16 protein-coding genes are annotated in these 20,222 nt (G+C 61.0%); 11 read left to right on the plus strand and 5 right to left on the minus strand.

All coding sequences use genetic code 11. From position 1 onward, the window contains the following. Nucleotides 1-2,013: (Fe-S)-binding protein (locus ASU23_RS12575; RefSeq protein WP_156423158.1), on the minus strand; the 2,013-nt coding region annotated here is incomplete at its 3' end. 915 nt (nt 2,014-2,928) lie between these two features. Between ASU23_RS12575 and ASU23_RS12580 the strand changes: the two genes are divergently transcribed. The 3 genes from ASU23_RS12580 (at nt 2,929) to ASU23_RS12590 (ending at nt 6,584) form a co-directional block, all read left to right on the plus strand. Next, on the plus strand, nt 2,929-3,378 hold the full coding sequence (locus ASU23_RS12580; protein ID WP_156423157.1) for a hypothetical protein: 450 nt from the start codon (nt 2,929-2,931) through the stop codon (nt 3,376-3,378). A 96-nt stretch (nt 3,379-3,474) separates the two neighbouring features. After that, the gene (locus tag ASU23_RS12585) at nt 3,475-4,263 is read left to right on the plus strand and encodes an N-acetyltransferase (RefSeq protein ID WP_054186705.1); all 789 of its coding nucleotides are present in this window, start codon (nt 3,475-3,477) and stop codon (nt 4,261-4,263) included. Continuing rightward, nucleotides 4,260-6,584: a transglycosylase domain-containing protein gene (locus ASU23_RS12590; RefSeq protein ID WP_172827054.1), complete on the plus strand. Its 2,325-nt coding sequence runs from the start codon at nt 4,260-4,262 to the stop codon at nt 6,582-6,584. Before ASU23_RS12585 ends, ASU23_RS12590 begins: the two co-directional genes overlap by 4 nt. Before the next feature lie 294 nt (nt 6,585-6,878). Here ASU23_RS12590 and ASU23_RS12595 read toward each other — a convergent pair whose 3' ends face one another. Further along, nucleotides 6,879-7,205, minus strand: coding sequence for a metal-sensitive transcriptional regulator (locus ASU23_RS12595; RefSeq protein WP_051720984.1), 327 nt, complete (start codon nt 7,203-7,205; stop codon nt 6,879-6,881). A gap of 521 nt (nt 7,206-7,726) precedes the next feature. Here ASU23_RS12595 and ASU23_RS12600 point away from each other — a divergent pair. From ASU23_RS12600 to ASU23_RS12630, 6 genes are all read left to right on the plus strand, one after another. Continuing rightward, nucleotides 7,727-8,569 carry a F510_1955 family glycosylhydrolase gene (locus ASU23_RS12600; RefSeq protein ID WP_019747382.1) on the plus strand — a complete coding sequence of 281 codons (843 nt, stop codon included), beginning with the start codon at nt 7,727-7,729 and terminating at the stop codon, nt 8,567-8,569. A gap of 7 nt (nt 8,570-8,576) precedes the next feature. After that, entirely contained in the window at nt 8,577-10,502 is a 1,926-nt protein-coding gene (locus ASU23_RS12605; RefSeq protein ID WP_030537779.1) for a copper resistance protein CopC, read from the plus strand. Nucleotides 10,503-11,021: 519 nt separating this feature from the next. After that, entirely contained in the window at nt 11,022-11,693 is a 672-nt protein-coding gene (locus tag ASU23_RS12615; protein ID WP_223304577.1) for a DUF305 domain-containing protein, read from the plus strand. A 185-nt stretch (nt 11,694-11,878) separates the two neighbouring features. Beyond that, a complete protein-coding gene (locus ASU23_RS12620) occupies nt 11,879-13,063 on the plus strand; it encodes an Ig-like domain-containing protein (RefSeq protein WP_019747378.1) in 1,185 nt (394 codons plus the stop codon). A 399-nt stretch (nt 13,064-13,462) separates the two neighbouring features. Next, nucleotides 13,463-13,822: a BlaI/MecI/CopY family transcriptional regulator gene (locus ASU23_RS12625; RefSeq protein ID WP_019747377.1), complete on the plus strand. Its 360-nt coding sequence runs from the start codon at nt 13,463-13,465 to the stop codon at nt 13,820-13,822. Then, on the plus strand, nt 13,819-14,766 hold the full coding sequence (locus ASU23_RS12630; protein ID WP_019747376.1) for a M56 family metallopeptidase: 948 nt from the start codon (nt 13,819-13,821) through the stop codon (nt 14,764-14,766). Before ASU23_RS12625 ends, ASU23_RS12630 begins: the two co-directional genes overlap by 4 nt. 239 nt (nt 14,767-15,005) lie before the next feature. On the opposite strand, the gene ASU23_RS12635 is transcribed toward ASU23_RS12630, so the two are convergent. Next, on the minus strand, nt 15,006-16,235 hold the full coding sequence (locus tag ASU23_RS12635; RefSeq protein ID WP_051720982.1) for a prolipoprotein diacylglyceryl transferase family protein: 1,230 nt from the start codon (nt 16,233-16,235) through the stop codon (nt 15,006-15,008). Nucleotides 16,236-16,821: 586 nt separating this feature from the next. Here ASU23_RS12635 and ASU23_RS12640 point away from each other — a divergent pair. After that, the gene (locus ASU23_RS12640; protein WP_030537783.1) at nt 16,822-17,586 is read left to right on the plus strand and encodes an acyl-[acyl-carrier-protein] thioesterase; all 765 of its coding nucleotides are present in this window, start codon (nt 16,822-16,824) and stop codon (nt 17,584-17,586) included. Between the two features lie 149 nt (nt 17,587-17,735). Here ASU23_RS12640 and ASU23_RS12645 read toward each other — a convergent pair whose 3' ends face one another. Both ASU23_RS12645 and ASU23_RS12650 read right to left on the minus strand, forming a co-directional pair. After that, entirely contained in the window at nt 17,736-18,917 is a 1,182-nt protein-coding gene (locus tag ASU23_RS12645) for an ATP-binding protein (protein WP_030537784.1), read from the minus strand. Continuing rightward, a complete protein-coding gene (locus ASU23_RS12650) occupies nt 18,914-19,672 on the minus strand; it encodes a response regulator transcription factor (RefSeq protein WP_030537785.1) in 759 nt (252 codons plus the stop codon). Before ASU23_RS12650 ends, ASU23_RS12645 begins: the two co-directional genes overlap by 4 nt. A gap of 140 nt (nt 19,673-19,812) precedes the next feature. Here ASU23_RS12650 and ASU23_RS12655 point away from each other — a divergent pair, with 140 nt between their 5' ends. Then, complete coding sequence (locus ASU23_RS12655) at nt 19,813-20,082, plus strand: SHOCT domain-containing protein (RefSeq protein WP_030537786.1); 270 nt, start codon at nt 19,813-19,815, stop codon at nt 20,080-20,082. The last annotated feature ends 140 nt before the right edge of the window (nt 20,083-20,222 follow it).

A 20,222-nucleotide genomic window follows, 5' to 3' on the forward strand; every position in this document is an offset into this window, starting at 1 on the left:
ACCGATGTTCTCTTCCATCCACATGCGAGCACCACCGGCACCACAGCACATGGAACGTTCGCCGTGACGCGGCATTTCGACCAGCTTGGAGCCTGAGGCTTCCATGAGTTCACGGGGAGCGTCGTAAACCTTGTTGTGGCGTCCGAGGAAGCACGGGTCGTGGTAGGTGACGTCTTCGCTCACGGACGCAACCGGGATCAGCTTCTTCTGGCGCACCAGACGGTTGAGCAGCTGGGTGTGGTGCACGACCTCGTAGTCGCCGCCCACCTCCGGGTACTCGTTGCCGAGGGCGTTGAAGCAGTGCGCACAGGTGACGACGATCTTGCGCTTCTTCTGCTCGATACCGTCGAAGACCGAGTTGAGCATCTCGATGTTCTGCATTGCGAGCTGCTGGAACAAGAACTCGTTGCCGGCACGACGTGCGGAGTCGCCGGTGCAGGTTTCGTCGGCGCCGAGGACCATGAACTTCACTCCCGCGGTGGCGAGGAGTTCGGCGACAGCCTTGGTGGTCTTCTTGGCACGGTCTTCGTAGGCGCCGGCGCAGCCGACCCAGAAGAGGTACTCGTAGTCCTCGAAGCTGTCGGCGTCCTTGCCGAAGACGGGGATCTCGAAGTCCATCTCGTTGATCCAGTTGAGGCGATCCTTGGAGTTCTGGCCCCAGGGGTTGCCCTTGTTCTCGAGGTTCTTGAACAGGCCGGCGAGCTCGGAGGGGAACTCCGATTCGATCAGGACCTGGTAGCGACGCATGTCGATGATGTGGTCGACGTGTTCGATGTCGACGGGGCACTGTTCGACGCAGGCACCGCAGTTGGTGCAGCTCCACAAGGTTTCGGCGTCGATGACCGGGGCCATCTCACCTTCGACGGTTTCACCGACGAGCTTGCGGTCGGCCTCGAGGCGTGCGGCCTCGGGGATGGCTGCGAGTGCGGCTTCCTTGACGTTGCCTTCGCTGTCGACGAGTCCGATCTCGTCGCCGCCCATGTCCTTGCGTCCACCAGCGAGCAGGTACGGGGCCTTGGCGTAGCCGTGGTCACGCAGCGACATGATGAGCAGCTTGGGGGAGAGCGGCTTTCCGGTGTTCCAAGCAGGGCACTGGGACTGGCAACGCCCGCACTCGGTGCAGGTGGTGAAGTCGAGCCAGCCCTTCCAGGAGAAGTCTTCGATGTTTCCGGCGCCGAGAGTGTCGGTGTCGGGGTCGACGTTCTCCATCGTCAGGACTTTGCCCTTGGACATCATGGGCTTTGCCGCGCCGAGCGCGACGGTGCCGTCGTCTTCACGCTTGAAATAGATGTTGAAGAACGCGGAGAAGCGGTGCCAGGCGACGCCCCAGGTGATGTTGCGGCCCACAATGTAGAGCCACACCATCGCCGACATCAATTTCACGAACGCCATGACCGAGACCATGACCACACTCGCGGGAAGCAGTTTGGCGACCTGCATGGTGAAGAAGTCGGTCCACGGGTTGGCGTGACCGTAGGTCGCGATCTTGCCGGCCTTGACCATGATCATGCCCAGGCCCTCGACCAAGACGATCGTCTCGACGAAATAGGCGGCCTTGAAGTTGGAGCCGCCGAACCGGGACAGGCGCGCAGGCAGACGCGGGTGGTTGAGCTGACGGATCACGATCAGCGTGGTGATACCGACAACAGTGCCGAGACCCAGCAGTTCATCGATGAAATGGTAGGCAGCCCAGCCACTCACAAACGGCCAGCCCCCGGCGGGGTTGAAGGTCTGGATGTAGGCCTCCATCGCAACGAACATCCCCAACGCGAAACCGATCATGACGAGCCAGTGGGCCCAGCCGACGCTGCGGAACTTGTTCATGCGCGTGTGCGCGATGAACTCGATGATCATCTGCTTGAAGCGAGGGAAGAACGGGCGCCATCGATCAGGTGCCGACTGGCCGATGCGCACGGTGTTGAACATCCTCAACGCACCACTCACGAAGGAACTCCAGCTAAAAACACTTAGCAGCACACCAATTGCGCCGAGTGTGATGGTCAGGCTATTCATCGTCGTCTCTCTGTTTTGAAGGCATTATCGAAACCGGCCTCCGAGGTACTCAACTAGTACACACCACGTCAAGTTACTTGCCGGTAACTTATCGCGAGGTCATCAAAGGCCAGGACACGCGATGGCGCCAAACCTGTCGCAGCGATCGAACGAACTGGGGGTGCGTACCCCACCCGACACCAGGAGGAGACGGAAATCGCCGGGAAATTCGCAGCCGACCGACACTCTAAACTACTACGGACCTTAGTAGCTAAGGATGCTTCCCCCGAGATGCGGACACCAATTTCTATGCGACGATGGTTGACGTAGCTGATCGCTGCTCGTGCTCGATCGGACGGAGATCCGGCCGAGAATGCGGCGTCTACGTCGCATCCTGTAATACGTGTCCCAGCGGAAGACGGCGACGCAAGTCTCACCCGCCCATTGTTGATGACGATGCCCGACAACAGCATTGAACCAAGAGATCATATCGACAGGGGTACCCCGACCACACCCCACGATCGGGTTACACCCACCTCCTGGCACACGTCGGTGAACCCCGCCGACGCATTCCGGGGCCCGCTGTCGCCGTGGGAGATTGCGCCCCACCCCCTGCTGCGCCCCGGGACGGAGACGGCTCGGCGAGCACCCCGGCGCACAATTGGTTGGCGTTAGGTCAGCCCGGGAAACCCGTTCGAGCTCAGGCCCAATATTATTGCTAGACAACGGATTCCATCATCTTCGATAACGGGTAAGTGACGCCCCGGACGTACCTGATGTTCGGTGCACTCGCGATCAAATCCCGGCGGTATACCTTGTCCGTGCCCCTACCTCGTCAACTACCTCTGCATCTGGCACCGCCGGTCCGTCGTAGGTTTCGGCATCGATGGATGCGCACTTCTGAATTTGAACTCTCACCGATGCTATCTTTGCGGTGTGTGTCCGATACGAATACGCGCGGCGGTGCAGCGGGCCTTGCTCGGTGCCGCGATACTCGCTGCGGTGTTCACAGTGCTCATGTCGTCGCAGATCACGCACACGCCTACGAGTTCGTCGATCGCTGCGAGCCATGCCCCGATGGTCGCTGTCATGGAACTCGTCGCCGATGGACCCGACGCCACCAGCGACAGTGACAGCGTCCTTACCGGCCATGCTCACGACATACGTGGCGAGGGTGACAGCCCCGCTTCGGGGCTCGATTCGATGCACGTGCTGTTGGCGATTGTCTCGCTAGGGCTCGTCGTCGCCGCCTTGCGTCTACTCTGGGTCGCATGGGCATACCCCCGCCCTGACGGTGAAAAGCAAACCAGCGCAATCTTTTCGGCGGTCGACGCGACAATGCGTCCCGTATCGATTCTCGACGCAGCCTGCGTGCTGAGGGTGTGACAGGTCTGCGTTAGCCAGCAGATCCTCCACACCCAACTCGGTTCAGCGTCTGCCATCTGTCGAGATGGCGCGCGATCGCACCACAGGAGCGCCGTCGTGCGTGTCATAGTCAGCTCTACCCGGCCCCCGTCCGCACCGGAACCACCCGGTGCACCACGACTCGGCCCCATCCATGTCCGCCACGCCGCTCTCCCCGACCTGTCCACCAGCGCCCGCCTGCACCTCGAGGCCCTACCGGTAGGCCTGTTCCCCCAACTCGGATATCGATTCCTGCGGCGCTGGCATGCAAGCTTCGTCGCACGACCCCATGCAGTTGCGTTCGTCGCAGCCGACGCCGACCAGAACATTCTGGGATTTCTCCTCGGAACACTCGATCACCGGGCGCACCTGAGTCAGGTATTGCGCGATCGCCGGACAGTGGTTTCTCTTGCTGCGCACGGATTCATCGCACTGGCAGTGCGGCCACGCCTCGCTGCTCGATTCGTTCGAACCCGAGCCCGGCCGTGGTGCTCAGCCGTGAGCGAACTGCTTTCACTCCGCCCGCCGAAAGCACGTAGAAACCACTCATCCGCCCGGGAACCCGCCGATGCAACGGCAGTGCTGGTCGCCATCGCCGTCGACCCCACACAGCGCGGACATGGGATCGGAGCGCAGCTCACTGTCGCCTTCGAAACCGCTGCGTCCCGATACGGCACACCGACCGCCGAACTCGTTACCGCGGTAGGCGACGACGACTCGGACAGTTCACACGGCTTCTACGACCGACTCGGATGGATACCCGCGCGGGTCTATCTCGACCGGGACGGGTGCCGCATGCAGGTCTATCACCGAGCACTTCCCGCGACTGCGCCCGCATCGAACTCGAACAAGGCAGGAACGACATGACCAGCGCACGACGAACCGTGACGAAACTCGTCGGTTGCACGATACTCGCCGGAGTCCTACTCGCGGGTGTACTTTTTCCTCTCGCCGGAGGCCTGGGATACGCATCGAACCAGGCGTCGAACACCGTCGAAAACGTCTCGTCCGAACTGGTTGAGGGCCTTGTTCCCGGTGTCTCGACCATGGTCGATGCTGCTGGCACCCCGATCGCCTGGCTGTACGAGCAACGCCGCTTCGAGGTGGCGAGCGAGAAGATTTCCAATGAGATGAAACTGGCGATCGTCTCCGTCGAGGACAGACGGTTCGCCGATCATCAAGGCGTGGACTGGCAAGGCACGCTCCGGGCGTTCTTGACCAACACCACAAGCGGACAAGTCGAACAGGGCGCGTCGACCATCAACCAGCAATACGTGAAGAACTACCAACTACTCGTGCTGGCCAAGACCGATTCGGAACGGCGGGCAGCTATCGAAACGACACCGGCCCGCAAGATTCGTGAGATCCGTATGGCGCTCACACTCGATCGACAACTCACCAAGGACGAAATCCTGACCCGATACCTCAACCTGGTTCCCTTCGGTAACGCATCCTTCGGAATTCAGGACGCCGCCCAGACCTACTTCGGCATCGACGCCAGCAAGCTTTCCGCCGTACAGGCGGCCATGCTTGCGGGCACGGTCCAGTCCAGTTCGGCACTGAATCCGTACACGAACGCAGAAGGGGTCACGATACGTCGCAACACCGTTCTCGACACCATGATCGATAACCTTCCCGACCGAGCCGACGAACTTCGGGCAGCCAAGACCCAGCCCTTGGGAGTGCTCCCGGAACCCAACGCACTGCCACGCGGTTGTATCGCCGCCGGCGACCGAGGGTTCTTCTGCGACTACGCCTTGCAGTACCTCGAAGAGGCAGGGATCAGCCGCGAACAAATCGACAAGGGCGGCTACCTGATCAGAACGACCCTCGACCCGGTCGTCCAAGGCTCGGTCAGAACTGCCCTCGTCGGCAACACGAGCCCCGACGTGGATGGTGTCGCGTCGGTGATGAATATCATCGAGCCCGGCCAGGAACAGCATCGCCTCCTCGCGATGGGTAGTAGTCGCATCTACGGGCTCGACGCCGATGCAGCTCAGACCGTACAGCCGCAACCATATTCGCTGGTCGGCAACGGTGCCGGCTCGATCTTCAAAATCTTTACCGCCGCCGCGGCTATGGAAAAAGGGCTAGGCAGCAACAGCGTCTTGCAGGTGCCGCGGCGCGTAGAAGTCAAAGGTCTCGGAAACGGCGGCGCACGCGGATGCCCCGTGGCCACCTACTGCGTCGAGAACACAGGCAACTACCCGGCATCTCTGTCACTGACGGACGCCCTGGCTCAATCTCCGAACACCCCGTTCGTGAAACTACTCGAGACCGTCGGTGTCACACCGACCATCGAGATGGCCGTACGCCTCGGACTACGCTCCTACAACGACCCGGGCACCTCGGGCCAAGGTGAACGCAGCATGACCGATCTTCAGAAAGAGCAAAATCTCGGTTCGTTCACCCTCGGTCCGACGCCCGTCAATCCACTCGAACTCTCCAATGTCGCAGCCACACTCGCATCGTCGGGCGTGTGGTGCCCGCCTACCCCCATCGACTCTATAGTCGACAGCGACGGCAACCCGGTGCCGATGACGCAACAAGGATGCGAACAAGTCGTCGACCCCGGGCTGGCGAACACCTTGGCCAACGCGATGAGCAAGGACGATCAACCTGGGGGCACAGCATCCGGCGCCGCCCAATCTGCCGGATGGTCTCTGCCGATGTCGGGAAAAACCGGGACCACCGAGTCGAACCGATCCTCTGGTTTTCTCGGCTTCACCAATCGCTACGCGGGCGCGGTGTATACCTATGGCGATTCGCCGACGCCGAGTGCCATCTGTTCGTTCCCACTGCGCTCGTGCAATTCGGGCGATTTGTACGGCGGCAATGAACCTGCCCGAACGTGGTACAACGCGATGGGACCGATCGCGAGCAACTTCGGACCCATCACGCTACCCCCGCTGGACCAGAAATATGTTCGCGGTTCGGCCGGGGATCAGGTACCCGACGTGGTCGGGATGACCGAGTCCGCCGCAACATCTCTGTTGCAGAACGCCGGGTTCAAAGTGACGGTCTCCCTCACGTCAAGTCCGAGCGCGAGAGGGACAGCAACCGCGACAGCTCCGTCGGGAGCGGCACTTCCGGGCTCCACCATCACCCTGTACATAAGTGACGGATCCTCGACACCGAGCACCACCACGACGAGCCCATCACCGTCAGATACCCCAGGCCCACGATAAGCCCGGGTGCGCCACCATGATGCTTCGGCGATCCCCACCCGGTGGGGACTGCCACCGCACGCGCTCATCATGAACTCGATTCCCGTCGAGGACCTCGGATCCCGGTTGTGGCGAGCAGAAATCGCTCCGGAATACGGAACATGCGGAGTGCTTCCCTATGTGCCGCCCGCTCCCGCATTCAAAAAACATGATTCGATCGTAACTACATTCTAAGTAAATGACTTTCGATAAAACGGCATCGAAATTCCGCCCCACCGACTAGTAGATCGTTTCGGACATCAGATGGGAGGGTCCTCACGAATTCACGAGCCGTCTGATCGCCTCGGCGGCCTCCCTGATCTTGGCGTCGGATTCGGCGCCCCCTCTTGCGGCGGCATCGACGACACAATGACTGAGATGGTCTTCGAGCAATTCCATAGCTACTGCATGCAGCGCTTTTTTCATCGCCGATATTTGGGTAAGGATGTCAATGCAGCACCTTTCTTCTTCAACCATTCGCTGCAGCCCTCGCGACTGACCCTCAATACGCTTGAGGCGTTTGAGGTACAAGTCCTTTGCGCTGATGTATCCGTGGGTCGCATAGTCACGACGGCCTGGACCAACCGGATTAGTTGTGCCCACGAGATTCCCCTGGTCTCGTCGCCCGTAGTGGGCCAGACGCGAAATCACGTCGTCTCCATGGTGGGCGACAATCGATTGGACCTGCCCTGGCTACGGTGTAGTGCAGCAGTGGCACACACGAAGGCACGTTGAGCAGCATCCCGTCTGTATGGGCGCTTCGCCAACTGCAAGATCTCCGGGTAAGTGACCACACGAGAAGAACTCTCAATCATTCCTGCCACCAGGGCTAGGCAGTACCGCTGCACCCGCCCTGTGTTCAAACTTCCTGCCCACCGCCGGTTGCGCCACCAATGACGCGATGCGCCGTCATCCCGTCGACCCGTGCGTGGGACCAGACCAATTGCACCTCCCTGCCGTATCAGATCAGGGGCTTCGACGGCGAGCATTTCCCTTGCACTAGACCATTGCAGGGGGTGAATTCGCAGCCAGCCAACACCCTCATCTACTATGCATCTTAGTAGATAAGGTACCAGTCGCCCGGAAATGTTGCCATCCCTTCGAATACAGGACGAGACACCCAGATGCCCAATAGTCGTCGTGCGCGAACGTCCCCAATCGTGGGGCTCGTCGGCGCCGCTCTCATCGCCGTTTCTCTTGCGGCTTGTTCGACGCAGGGAAACGACGACAAGGCCGGCCAGTCCATCGTCCCGCCCATACCAGGGGTGGAGCTCACACCCGAACTTGACCATCTGCACGGGTTGCATATCAACGCCGATGGCACCATCTTGGCGGGTACGCATCGCGGACTGTTCGCGATCGGAGATTCGGGCGACACAGTGCGAGTGGGTGATTCCGACGACGATTTGATGGGGTTGGCGGGCGTGGCGGGCAGTGACACGCTCTTTTCCTCAGGGCACCCGGGACCGTCCAGTACCGCAGCCAACCCACTTGGCCTACGCACCAGCAACGACGGCGGCCGAACCTGGACGGATAGCTCGCTCGCGGGACAGGTCGACTTTCATTCTCTGGTTACAGATGGCACGACACTCGTCGGCTTCGACGGGGCCAGAGGTGTCACGGTGTCGAAGGATCAGGGAAAGTCGTGGGAATCCGGCGGTGCCCTGGGTGTGGCGTCCCTCGCTCTCACCGAGAGTGGGACATGGGCTGTCACCTCGTCAGGGCTGCAGTACAGCAGCGACGACGGGCGCACCTTCACAAAGGTCGCTGGAGCGCCGTCCATGGTGCTGATCGCGGGCTCCTCGGATGCACTGTGGGGGGTCGATCAAGATGGATTCGCCTGGCGGAGCAGGGAGGGAAAAGGCTGGGAGAAGCGCGCTAATGTCGGAGCAGTCGAAGCGTTGACTGCGGCGAGTTACGACAGCGCGTACGCGGCGACTTCTCAGTCTCTGTATGCCTTGAACTGACCTGAACATGTCGTTGTTCGTTCGAATGTTCCAGAGCATCACACTTGTGCTCGTTGCGGGAGTCCTTGTGGTTCTGGGCGCCGGCATCGCCAACGCTCACCCCACGCTGCTCTTTACCGAACCTGGCTCGGAGACTGCCGTTTCCGAGCCTCCGCAAGCCATCACCCTGATCTTCAACGAACAAGTCACCGCCGGGACCGATGCGATCAAAGTCCTGGACGGCGCAGGCCGTGAGAGCCCGATGGAGGCAGCAGAGTCGTCCAAAGGTGGCCGTGCAATCACTTCCCGGCTCTCGGATGCTCCGTCGCCGGGCACCTACACCGTCCGGTGGCAAGTGATCGGCGCAGATGGTGACCTCGTCGAGGAAGACTTTCGGTTTGCCGTCGGCCTCGCTTTGACCGACAGCGGCGGTGGCGGTGGCGACGACAGCGCCTCGACCTCGTGGACGGAAACCGTGCTCCGGTGGCTGCTGTTCGTCGGGTTCGCCCTCGCGCTCGGGACACTTGTCGCGGAGAGATTGTCGTCTGTACCGCACGCCGAGAACCCTTCGTTGAAGAAGTTGCGCACCTGGTTTCCGGCCGGCGCTTGTATTGCTTTGGTAGGTGTTGCAGGCCTTATGGTTTCGCTCGCCGCTTCGTCCAGCGTTGCTGCGCTATGGCAAGAACGTGCGGGCATCATCTTGCTCGTAGAGACGTGTGGGCTCATGTTGGCCTTGGCGCTGAAAGCCGCGGGGAGCCCCAGACTTGCGAGCGCAGCCCTTCTGCTGGTCATTGCCGCCGAAGGGCTGCGCTCGCACGCAAACGTCGTCGCTCCCGGATGGGGCGCGTTTCTCACCGCCGTTCATCTCGCGGCAGCGGCAATCTGGGTCGGCGCTTTGCTCCACACGGTTCGCACTGCATTCGCGTGGCGGGGTCAGCATGCCCCGGTTCGGTGGGTCGTGGCCGGTTACACACGACTTGCGCTGTGGACCTTCATCGTCGTCGTGACCACCGGTACGATCTCGGCATTGTTGCTGATCCCCGTTGCCGCAATGTTTTCCACCCCGTACGGGCAACTTCTGACGGTCAAACTACTCTTCGTCATCGCCGCCTCGGGTGTGGCGATATCTGCACGGCGGACGATGCGCAGAACTGAACAAGTGGGCAAACTGCGCAATCAGATTCGTATCGAGAGCATCCTCCTGATCTCCGTGCTCGCCATCAGTGCTGCATTAGTCTCGACGGCGCCTGCCAATTCACCCGCCCAGCCGGGACCACCTGCAGCCATCGGTCCGGTTCTGCCGCTGGGAACATTGGCTGGACAGATTGGGGTGAGCGTCGCCGCCAGCGAAGGGCAGCTGGTGGTTCGACTGTCGACTCCGCGCCGCGTCGACTACTACGCTCAGGAACCGGACCAGGAATACACCTTGATCGGCGCACTGCGGGCGAGCGGGCAGAACACTTCCCTTCCCTTGCGCGGGTGCGGATCCGGATGCTTCGTGGCGCAAGCCGATTGGCCACTGGGTGAAAGCATGCTCACGCTCGAGGCCGCGGCGACAGGGTGGCTGGGCGGGACGGTCAGCATGTTAATTCCATGGCCTGTTCAGTCCGGGGACACCGATCTCGCTCGAGCCGTAGATATCACCCGCACTCAGAAGAATCTGACCTTTTACGAATCGGTGACCAGTGATGCCGCAAACGTCGGACCCGAACCTCAGCAACTAAGTCTGTCCAGCGAGTTCTTCCTCGCCCAGGAGCCGTATGCGGACGGGACTGCGCCCATCGCGGTGCGCTTACCCAGCGCCGGACGGCAACTCCGTCTGGCATTGGGCTATCCGGCTGCGGGTATGAACGTACTGCTCGACCTCGACCAAACTGGACGAATAGTTTCCGAAACACTAAGCGATGCAAAACATCTCATCACCCGCACCTTCGTCTACCCCGAAGTGAACTGATGGGGGAGAACTGACGAGATATTCACGTCCAGTGAACTGTCACCGTGCAATAGGAACGGAAGCTGCGATGATCTCCCCTTACTCGTTCATTCACCCCTGCCAGTTCTGTCGCACCCGCGCACTGGCCGCGCCCAGGCCTTCGAAATTCCTACGGCATACGCAGGGTGACGAACCGGTAGCGGTGGCTCTGGCCTGCAGTCTGTTCAACCACTCATCCCCTGCTGTCGCTTGTCTTGATCACCGCAACCTTCTGATTGCAGGTTCCACCGTCACCTCGCTGGTCCTGCCCGGCGCGCACGACACCACGCTGATCACCGCGACAGTCGTCATCGAGCGCGAAGACAAGGATCATACCGGCACGCGTGAGTGGAGGGTTGCACGTTCCCCTGTTGCCGCAGACGTGCATCGTGCACGACACCTTGCCCCTACACAACCAACTGTCGGCGCTGCGGATACGACAGACGCTCATAGCGGAACTACTGACCATCCGAGTCGACGGCCCCTCCCCAGAAGAATTTTTTGCACAACAACACATTCCAGGAGAAAAATATGATGCTTACACGTGCTGTTTCCACACGTATCGCAGTCTCAGCGGGGTCTGCCGCCGGTCTGATGCTGATCGCCGGCTGCGGCGGCCATGACATGAGCCAAATGTCGAGCAACGACAGCGGAAACATGTCCAACTCCTCCGCGGCCTCGCAGCCCAACGGCGCCAACAGCGCGGATATGCAGTTCGTCGCGATGATGTATCCACATCACGCACAGGCCGTCGAGATTGCAAAGATGGTTGACAGTCGCACCACCAATCCTCGAATACTCGAACTCGCCGCTTCGATCCAAACCGCTCGCGGGCCCGAAATGGATCAGATTGCAGCGCTCATCGAACAATGGGGTCAACCTACGTCCGACGCCACCTCCCCTGTGGACTCCATGGATGGAATGGACCACGGCGGGGTTGATTCAGGAATGATGTCCCAGCAGCAGATCGCTCAATTGGAGGGGCTGCGCGATGGGGACTTCGACACCGCGTGGCTGAAGATGATGATCGAACATCACTCCGGCGCGATCGCGACGGCCCAATCGGAACTATCCGATGGCGACAACGCCGACGCCAAGCAATTGGCTACCGATATCATCGCCGCACAGCAGTCCGAGATCACCGCGATGCAAGCACTTTTGCAACAGAACTGATCCGGAAACTGGCGAGTGGCTAGGCCTGTCCGTCGAAGCCTCTCTTCTCGTTGTCCGCTCTGATCTTCCATCTGATTACTTGCGTCCCTTGCGAATCACTGTCTTCGTCGGCGCTCCCCACCCACTGACGTGAAGGAACAATTATGGCCTCAACACGGCATACAGGGTTAGTCGTCCTTGTCCTTATGGTCGCAACGCTGACAGGATGCACCTCCACAGCACCGCAGTCCGCACCGAGTGACACGGGTGCGCCCGCCGAGAACGACTCTCCTGTCTCCGCGCTGGTGATGACTCCTTCCGGGGGGACAGATACCGTCAACCCCCTTGATCCGGTCACGGTGGAATCTGTTGGCGGGAGGCTCGACTCGGTAGTGCTCACCGAAGTGGGCGGGGCTGTGGTCGATGGCATCTTCACCCCTGACCGGCAGGTGTGGAAACCCGGCGCGTCCTTGGACTACGGGAAGACCTACACGATGACAGCGTCAGCCACCCAAAACGATGGCTCACGTCTCGATCAGTCCAGCACCTTCTCCACAGTCAAGCCGCGGAACCTGACCAAACCATCCTTCGTGACGGCCGGGGGTAACCTCCTCACAGATGGTGGCACTTTCGGGGTAGGGATCGTTATTGTCACGCATTTCGACGAGCCGATCCTCGATCGTGCAGCGGCGGAGAAAAGCCTGACTGTGCAAACGTCGGTGCCGCTCGAAGGCTCGTGGTACTGGGTGGATGACCAGAATGTTCACTGGCGACCTCGTGCGTACTATCCCCCCGGCACCGAGGTCACGGTCCGGGCTGCGGTCTTCGGCGTCCCGCTCGGTGGCGGACTGTTCGGACAGGAAGACGCCACGACTGCATTCACCATCGGCGACTCGCATATCGCCGTCGCCGACGATACGACCAAGCAAGTGACGGTCACGAGCAACGGCAAAACTGTGCGCACTATGCCGACATCGATGGGCATGGGAGGAACCGAGCTCGTCAACGGCCAAACGATCTCCTTCTGGACCCAACCAGGCATTTACACCGTCCTCGATCAGGCCAACCCCGTGATCATGGACTCGTCGACCTACGGACTTCCCGTCAATTCCCGGCTGGGGTACAAGGAAAAAATCAACTACGCCACCCGAATAAGCACCGACGGAATTTACCTTCACGAACTCGAAGACACAGTCTGGGCGCAAGGCAATACCAATGTTTCACACGGCTGCTTGAACCTCAGTCGCGCCAATGCTCAATGGTTCTATGATTTTTCGCTTCCCGGAGATGTCGTGGAGATACGCAATACCGGCGGCGCCCCTCTCGAATTGTGGCAGAACGGCGACTGGAGTGTGCCGTGGGACCGATGGTCGGAAGGCAGCGCGCTGTAAGACCTGTCGCCCTGCCGGCAAACGATGCTGAATCGCAAACAGAAGCTCCGCGCGAGACGTTCTCCCGTAGTCGACGCGAAAGTGCTGGATAAACCTTTTGACACTGTCAGAGCTGACAGGGGTTCGGCAGATCGTCACGGGAGGAGGTCGCCAGACACCGCCGCCGTATCGGGGCGGCGACGGGAAGCAGAACAGATAGTATTTCTACAGGGCTTCGGTTCGCCGTCTCGGCAACCTCCAGCGTGCAGAGTCGACACGACACCCTCATCGAGCGGTCCCACATCACTGTGACCGACGAATCACCGACAGCGCTGGTTGGGCCCCGTACGAAAGCGACGGAGGTTGCAGGTTGGGCACTCGCACGGTGCGGTGACGAATGCAGCTCTACGAGGAGGAAAAATGCAAGGTCTGGGAGAGCTCGAGGCGCTGGTGATGGATGTGCTGTGGCGCTCCACCGAACCGGTCCGTGTGCGCGACGTCATCGACGGCCTCGATGACGACCGTGAACCGGCGTACACGACGGTGATGACCGTCATGGACAATCTTCATCGCAAAGGTTGGGTGCATCGTCAGCGAAACGGGCGCGCGTACTGGTACGAAGCCACGCGAAGCCGCGAGGAAGCGGCAGCTGACGGGTTGCGCGCACTTCTCGAATCCACCGGAGACCCGACCGGGGTCCTGTTGCATTTTGTTCGCGGGACATCCGACGTCGAATCGAAGATCCTGGCGCGTGGATTGCGTGAACGAGGCAAGAAGTGACAGCCGTCCTCGCGTGGGCGGTCGGTGGCCTTCTCGTTGCCGCACTCTCCCCGCTGTTCCTCGGATCGATGATGCGTCGCGGCGTTGATCCGCATGTCGTCCTCGTCTTGTGGGGCGCTCTGGCACTCGGAACTGTAGTGAGTATCAGTGTCCCGGTGATCTTGAGCCTTTTACCCAGTCACGGTGGTGTCTCGTCGCTGATCGAATTCGCCCACAGCTGTTGGCTCGCCCTTCACGACGACGCGCCGGCCAGGCTCGAGACGGCGGTGGGTGTACTCGGTGGGTCAGCCCTGGTCATCGGGGCGGTGCGAGGCACCGTCCATCTGTTCAGCTTCTCCCGCACTCGCCGCGAGCTACACCAGCAGCACCTCGGGTTGCTGCGCATTCTGGGGGGTGCACGGTCCTCGTCACTGCTCTGGCTCCCGGTTTCTGTGCCCTTCGCCTACAGTATCGCTGGGCGCCCCGCGCTTGTAGTTGCGAGCGACGGATTGAGAGATCAACTCGACACCGAGGCTCTTGCTGCAGTACTCGCACATGAACGAGCACACATCACGGGGCGGCACCATCTGCTCGTCAGCGCAGCTCAAACGCTCGCCTACGCGTTTCCGTGGCTTCCGATCATGCGATCTTCGCCCCCATTGGTCCGTGCGTTGGTGGAAATCGAAGCCGACTCCCGAGCCGTTCGTCAGCATGGGCGCGAATCCGTGCACCGCGCACTCTGCAGTATGACACCTCACGAGGTGCCCGTGGCGGCTCTGGGAATAGCGCAGGATTGCCTGGCGTTGCGACTTGATCGTCTGTCCTCCCACCGCACCCACCACCCGGCGCCCATTCGCTACCTCCGCACCCTTGCTGCCTGCGGAACGGCGATCGTCCTACCTGCGGCGCCTCTTCTGGCGCTACTGGGTGCGATGGCGATGGCTTCATGCGCAGCAGGTGCTTGAAACAGTGCGAAACCGGGTCGTGGACGAACAAGGAGTCCGGCCCGCAGGGGGCCAGTGCTCAAGGCCGGTTCACCCCCTCCTCGAACTGAACCGGCCTCATGCACCGAACGCGGCGCCAATCGAATTGGCCAGATCCCGCGCGAAACTTGATTCGTGGCCATCCCAATTTTCGTGAGACTCACCTTCTGCGCACGTGGCATCGGCAGAAAAGCGCAAAAGGCTACTACTCTGGGTCACGATCACACCACGCCCAGCAGAATCGTCGCGACGATGACAATTCCGCATGCCGCGCTGGTCAGAAGCCGCCCGCGCCGTGTATGAGGGTCCGCACGATAGGGGAACAACCCTTGACGGACCCACGTGTAGATAGCCGCGGCGACAACGAATACTGCTCCGTCATAGGGCGTTTCGGTGCCGTAGAGGACGAAAATCAGTGTCGCGAGGCCGATGATCAAGCCTGCGAACGCTTCGATCAGTTGCACGGGGATTCGGCGCACCGCGAGAGTCCGGTCCGAAGCCCACATTCCCCATCTCGACCTGGTAGGTCGACCCGAACAGCATCCTGTCAAAAAGCATCCCGGGCGCCCGATCGCAATCCCGAGAAACAACCCGGGCGTTGTCATGTCCAGTAACACACCGACGCCCAGACCGAAGGCTGCTCCGCCGAGCACCAATACCGCGAGCGACACCACCAAAAATCCTTGTATGCATGCGCCGGCAGAGACGAATTTTCGAAGGCTCTGGCGGTGAAGTGCCAAGTACCAGAGCTTCGCACCCACGTAGCCGAGAAGGCAGCCGAGGATCGAAATGAGAACTGCCGCAGTGGCGTTCTCGCTCATACGGGTCAAGAGCAGTGCCTGCATGACGATGGCGAACACTGCACCCAAACCGACCAACAGCGGCCACGTCCAGAGTCGCACGCCGGGCCCGTGCACCAATGGCGCTGCGGTAGTCCAGGCCGTGGCGGTCTGCGGAGCTGCGATGTCGAACTGCCCGGTGGTGTCGTCCGGAGTTTCGATGCGCTCGGCACTGACAGTCCAACTACCAGTGGCGATTCCGCGGATTCTCGCAGTCACCGCGAAGCGTTCCCCCGCTGGAACACCGTTGACGTGGGTGACCCTCTCGAAACGTTCCGGTTCGCTGCCCGGGCTGTTGCGGGCTCCTCGGAACAGAATCGACAGATCGGAAGTAACCTCGGGCGATTCTCCCCAGTACGTTGCTGCGAGCCCCTGTGGTTCTATCTGCGTGAACGCTTCAGCGCACCCACCGCCGGGCGCAGCGAGTTCCGTTGCAGCGGTCGACTCGTCGTCACCCAATGGCCGGGCAACGCGTTCAGTGCCCGATGGCTTGGTGGGCATCGCCTTTTCGGCGATGGCCGGCGCCGGCGGTGCTTGAGCCAAGGCCGAGGCTGGCGTCGGCGCTGCTTTACTCAGATACGCCGCTGCGGCCGCTGCGGCCAGTTCTTCCACGGCACTACCGGCCGGACTGGGCCTAGCACGGGGTGTTGTGCCGACTTCGTCGTGCGGTCGTGAAGTGGGGTTCCGCTTCGGTGACGTGGCGCGTCGGGCTCGACTCTGCGTCGTAGACCGCTGTTTCGCGCGGGTTTTGGTTGATTTTTTGCTCACCGTCGCCCCAATCTCTCGGTTGGCGCGGATGCCCACCGAACTACTAAGGTCGATAGTAGCTGAACTACGAACCTGGATAGTAGGTAGAGGTCGAGCGCGAACGCGCGGGTGGGCACTGCGGCGAGACGAGGCGCTTCGAGGCCGAGCCGAGGAATATGGGAATTCCATGGTGCCGCAACGATCTTGGGCACACTCAAGAAGGACCTGGAAAGGACATCGAACGTCAACCGGCAATCGCGCGGACAGTGTAGTAGTTTGCGAGACTGGATAGGCTCCTTGTTCACCATGTTCGGAGACCGGGCACGGACTACTGGGTACGACTGCGGCAGACCCGGCGGCTGATGCGGGACTGGGCGTAGGGATCGCACTACGTTGCAGCAAGGGTGTGCAAAGTATCGAAGCGAACAATCACATCTAAGGGATCTGCAAAATGGAAGCTGACGCGATGCGCAACCACCGCCTGGTGGATTTGCCGACCAATGGCGCGGTGTTCGAAACCTCTCGGCCGGTACGGACGGGAGATATCGACGTCTCCGGGACGGTGCGACTCGATGGCGTTGCACGTTATCTGCAGGACATCGGTTTCGACGATCTCGATGCGAGCGGCGCAGCGGCTGCCCACCCGGTGTGGGTCGTGCGCCGCACAGTCATCGATGTCATTCGTCCGGTCAGCTGGCCGGCTCGTGTGCGCATGCGCAGATGGTGCTCGGGGTTGTCGAGCAGGTGGTGCACGATGCGTGTCCGCATCGAATCCGACGGCGGCGGCTTGATCGAGACCGAAGGATTCTGGATAAATCTCAATCCGGTCAACGGGATGCCTTCCAGGATCGAAGAGAGTTTCATGGCCGGACTCGGTTCGACCGCCAACGATCACCGATTGAAGTGGAAACCCTGGCACACCGCTCATCCGGGCGATGGGGAGGAAACGACATTCGTCTTACGATCGAGCGATATCGATCCGTTCAACCACGTCAACAACGCCACGTATTGGCAGCCTGTCGAAGACCTGATCAGAGATTGGGCCGGACCCCGAAATCCACTCCCCTACCGAGCGATTCTCGAATATCGCTCTCCCATCACCGCGGGAAACGACGTGACCGTGCGGTATCACAGTTCAGGGGAGAGCCTGAGTAGTTGGTTCCTGGTCTCGGGTTCGGTGTGCGCGAGTGCCTACGTCACAGCGATCGAAGTGTAAGTCCCCGGGCCGGGTCACCTCTGCGCTCTGGTCTCTTGAATCGTCATTGATCGGTTCACCTCACGAGTTCTTGACCAGGTGTGCCGGTAGCGGCGGGGTGAGTGGGTGTTCCCGGAGCGTTTCCATTACCTCGAATGTCGCGTCGAATGTCACGCATCGACAGTTCCCCGGCAGTCGATGTGCCGCCCTTTCGGACGATGTACTGGCAACGCGATAACGAAGGTGGTGCCTTGCCCGGCTCCGTCACTCGCGGCGGTGATCTGTCCACCGTGTGCTTCGACGAGTGCTTTCGCGATGGACAGTCCGATCCCTGCCCCTCCGTGAGCACGATCGCGTGCTGCGTCGGCGCGATAGAAACGCTCGAACAGATAGGGGAGGTGCTCGGCGGCGACTCCATCGCCTTCGTCGGTGAGTGTGAGGATGAACCGATCCCCTTTCACCCGTCCCCGCACCTTCACTGTGCTCTGTGATCGACTGTGGCGCAGTGCGTTGTCGAGCAGATTGCTCAACACTTGCCCTATGCGCTCCGGGTCCAGCCACACCGACGGCAGATTTCCGGGGACGTCCACGCTCAGAATGACTGCTTTCGTGTCGTATCGTTCTTCGTGCGCCGCTACCGCTGAGCTCACCAGTACCTCAGGTCTGGTCCATGTCGGTTCGATTGCAGCTCGATTCGTCTCGGCATCGGACAGCGCCGAGACGTCGCCGGAAAACCGTGCCAGACGTCGGGTCTGATCTCTGAGCATCGCAATGGTGTGATCATCGAGAGCTTCCACTCCGTCTTCGAGCGCTTCCATGAATGCTTCGAGAACAGCTACCGGCGTCCGGATCTCGTGCGCGAGATCTGCCAGCAACCGTCGACGCATCGACTCGGCAGACTCGAGACGGACCGCCATTTCGTTGAAGGCCGTCGCAAGTGCGTCGAAGTCGTCACCGAGCTGCGGCGGCGGGACTCTGGCCGCGTAGTTTCCCGCCGAGACTGCCGTGGCGGCAGTTGACACCGCAGTCACCGACCGCTGCAGCCGACGACTGAGATACCAGGTCACAGCCAGCGCGCACAACGCAGCTGCGCCGATCGCCACGGACAACGAGACCGCAGTTGCCGAGCGATATGCCTGCTCGGCATGCATTTGCTCCTCAGACATCGGAGGCACGCCCGCGCGGCGCAGATGCTCGCGGAACAAACTCGGACCGACAGTGACTGCAACGACCCATGAGGTGGCCGCTCCTGCCACCAAGACCAGCGTTTGGGCCATCAACAAACGCACGCCGACACCGAGTCCTCGGCGGGTACGCCCCTGATGAGACGAAAGTTCTTCCAGGGTAGTCATTTTCCGGAACCCATTCGGTACCCGATGCCGCGCACGGTATTGACATACAAAGGCGCGGCGGGATCATCGCCGAGTTTGCGGCGCAGATGACCGATATGAACATCGACAAGATGTTCGTTCCCCGTCCACGCAGGACCCCACACTGCTTCGATCAGTTGCCGACGGCTGAACGCCATCCCCGGCCGAGCGGCCAATGCCGCCAACACGTCGAATTCCGTCCGAGTCAGCAGAACCGGTTTCTCGGCGACCGAGACCTCTCGCCCGGCAACGTCGATCCTGAGCACCCCGAACGTCATTGGCGGACTCTCCTCGTCTCGGGTTACCGCTCTCGCAGTTGTACCGTGCGCGACTCCGCTGCGGGGTCTGCGCATCATCGCGCGGATCCTCGCTACCAACTCTCGGGGGCTGAACGGCTTGCTCATGTAATCATCGGCACCGACAGAAAGCCCGACGATGGTGTCCACTTCCTCACTGCGAGCAGTCAGCATCACCACGTATGCATCCGAAAATGTACGAAGTTCCCGGCATACCTCGATGCCGTCGATACCGGGCAACCCGAGATCGAGGACCACCACATCAGGATCGACCTCACGTGCCAGGGCGAGAGCGTCGAAACCGTTGTAGGCCACACTCACCTCGAATGACTCTCGTTCGAGGTAACTCGAGATGATCGAGGCCAGTGGGCGTTCGTCGTCGACGACCAGTGCCCGAAAACCTGCGTACCCGTCGGTTGACCGTGTTGACGTACTGTCCATGCCACCATCGTGGACTGCTCAGTCGCCGCTGCGCACGCGATACACGGTATGCGGTCACCTCTTCAGCGAATCTTCATAGAAAGCACACCGATCCCAGAGGGTTCGGCGAGCACTGTCGAAGGTGAGGAGAGTGAACGGACATGATGTGGTGGAGCGAGAATTCGGGTTATGGAATGGGTTGGGTCAGCTGGATTCTGATGGCGCTGGCGATGATCGCATTTTGGGGGTTGGTCATTGCGGCCCTACTTGCTTTGTTTCGTCCCAGGCGCAGTACCCGCAGCGAACTCCGTGGTACGAATGCGCAGCATCTGTTGGATGAGCGCTACGCCCGCGGCGAGATCGACGATGACGAGTATCGCTCCCGCAGTGAAGCTTTGGATCGATCCTCTCGTCGACACGAGAGTCGTTGACCTCTGCCGCACGCGCGCCCGAGATATTGTCAAGACCTGTGGATGAGGGTGTTTCAGGCGACCTCCGTTTCGCTTGATTCGTCGGGCTCAGCGGGTGAGATGTCGATGGGTCGTTCGAGCAGCTTGCCTTTGTGGAACAC

Origin of the sequence: Rhodococcus sp. KB6 (assembly GCF_001445685.1) — a bacterium.
GTDB classification, from domain to species: Bacteria; Actinomycetota; Actinomycetes; order Mycobacteriales; family Mycobacteriaceae; genus Rhodococcus_F; species Rhodococcus_F qingshengii.